The sequence below is a fragment of the Defluviitalea phaphyphila genome, assembly GCF_001466305.1.
In the GTDB taxonomy this organism is placed as follows: domain Bacteria; phylum Bacillota; class Clostridia; order Lachnospirales; family Defluviitaleaceae; genus Defluviitalea_A; species Defluviitalea_A phaphyphila.
Genome location: NZ_JWID01000054.1, coordinates 1 through 2068 on the forward strand (window position 1 = coordinate 1; position 2068 = coordinate 2068).

Annotated in this window: 3 protein-coding genes; all 3 read right to left on the reverse strand. The window is 28.7% G+C overall.

Features of this window, described 5'->3' with window-relative positions:
• Positions 1–192 precede the first annotated feature (192 nt).
• The 3 genes from OM90_RS12015 to OM90_RS12025 all read right to left on the reverse strand — a co-directional run bounded on the left by OM90_RS12015 (position 193) and on the right by OM90_RS12025 (position 1603).
• On the reverse strand, positions 193–372 hold the full coding sequence (locus OM90_RS12015; RefSeq protein ID WP_058487095.1) for a hypothetical protein: 180 nt from the start codon (positions 370–372) through the stop codon (positions 193–195).
• Between the two features lie 750 nt (positions 373–1122).
• Positions 1123–1365, reverse strand: coding sequence for a hypothetical protein (locus OM90_RS12020; RefSeq protein WP_058487096.1), 243 nt, complete (start codon positions 1363–1365; stop codon positions 1123–1125).
• An 88-nt stretch (positions 1366–1453) separates the two neighbouring features.
• Positions 1454–1603: a hypothetical protein gene (locus OM90_RS12025; RefSeq protein ID WP_202813803.1), complete on the reverse strand. Its 150-nt coding sequence runs from the start codon at positions 1601–1603 to the stop codon at positions 1454–1456.
• Positions 1604–2068 lie beyond the last annotated feature (465 nt).

The following is a 2068-nucleotide window of genomic DNA, read 5'->3' on the forward strand; positions in this document are numbered from 1 at the left end:
TTTCAGAAGTAATTATAATATTTTATTAACAATTTTGTTAAGTTTTATATTTGAAATCTTGTTAATTATTATTTTAGCATTAATATCTTACTTCAAGGTCTGCTTTTGCTGTACTCTCTGGTTTTACTGCTATTACAGCTTTAGGCAACAACTGCGCTGGTACTTTTACCATACCTGTATCTTTACCCATTACTATTCCTCCTCTTTTTTAGTTACATCTGCTGCATTAGTAAATGAGCTTATTTCCAATAGAATCATGTCCTCTGCTACAAATTTAAATTCCATTACTAAATAACAATGTTTGTTAAGTATCTTAAGAATATCAATATCTGCCTTATCCAATGTAAGCGGTAATGTCATCTTCCCTGTCATCTGATTTTCCCCCTTCTTTTTACTTGGATACTTACATTACTTTTTTCTGTTACCTAATAAACTGTTCATGTTCAAAACTTTTCTTCTTTGCCCAATTTAGATTTATTTTTCTATCCATCAGACAAATCATCATAAAAAAAGATAGTGCCTTATGCACTACCCTTATTTACGGCTTACTTATACAGTTATATCAGAATACTTGATGCTATCAATTATCTTTTATCTTTACTTTATGCTTTCTTTACTCTGATTTTCTTTTTTCTTTTATTCTTGTCTTTTTTAATTATTTTAAACTTTTTTCTACCATCAATGACCTTCCCCTAATAGATTCACATATATGCATCCATTTATGCATATATATGAATCTCAACTGCAGATTTTGATTTTCAACTCCCAATTTTCCATTGATACTATTGGATTTAAAAATTACAAAAATTTTTTGAGTATTTTTATTAAAATTTCTCTTACCGGTAAGCTATAAAGTAATCAATTGGCATAAAATAATGCGTTCTTTTTCATTCATAAAACCTTTATCCCTGCTTAATATCCAAATTATCTGATGCATAAATTATAATATAAATAGCAGATATTCCAAAATATTAGACATCTATTCAAATACTTTGATCAATTTTTATATCTACAAGAACCTACACCATATCTACATTTATTTTCTTGCTTCATTTGACCTCATCATTTATAACAGAAAAACAGAAAAAAGGTCACACCAGCTGAAACTGTGTGACCTCTTTACTAATTTCCTTTTTTAAGCAGTTTTTTTATCCTATTGTTAAAACTATTAATGGTTTCATCTTCATAGATTGCTATAGTTACTTCATGTTCATAATTAATATCACAAATGTGTGAATGCTCACCTTCTTTATTTTCAGAAAGAATTCTTTCAAGGTCATCCTTTAATTCTGATGCTTCACTTGGTGTTAATAGTAATAAAATATTCTTAATTACTTTATCAGCTTCTTGGTCAAGAATTCTCATATATATTAATCCCTCCTTAAACATAATTTTAATTATGCGGAACATCTATTGGGTATATTGGCCCTGATTTTTGCCACTTACCATTTACTCACTCTTCTATATGTCCATGTGGATTACTATGTGGATGAGTATTGTTGATATCAAACCTTATTCTTCTTGTTCCATCGCTTGATATGAATACTTTGTCTCCACTCTTATTAGTTATTACTTTAGCATCCTTTCCTAACCAATCTTTCATCTTCTTGGGTAATTCATCAACGTTATTCGTAACAGTACTACTCGTTCCCTCTACAGCATCATCTGATATATTCCTGTCATTCTTTTCAATGAATTCAACTATTTTAGTTCTGGCATTATATATAACTTTAACAAATTCTCCGATGTATTCCCTGGAAGATTAGATACTGTTCCAATCCTTTTTAATGGCTATTTTTATTCCTTCATCTACGTGTTTTAATCCGTCTGCTATCTTCTTTTTAATGGTATTTTTAAATATTTTGGTTTTTAATTTGCTCTTTTTTCTTATATATTCTACTGCAAAATCTCTTAGTTCTAGTCCTTTTTAGGTAAACTTTTTATGTTTTTTAATGCACCTTTTTTAACAAATTTTGTTCCTTGTATTTGTCAATTGAAAATTCCCCTAAAATATAACTGAAAAATCCCCTAGGGGAGTAAAAAAATTATTGATTTTCTAACCATAGTT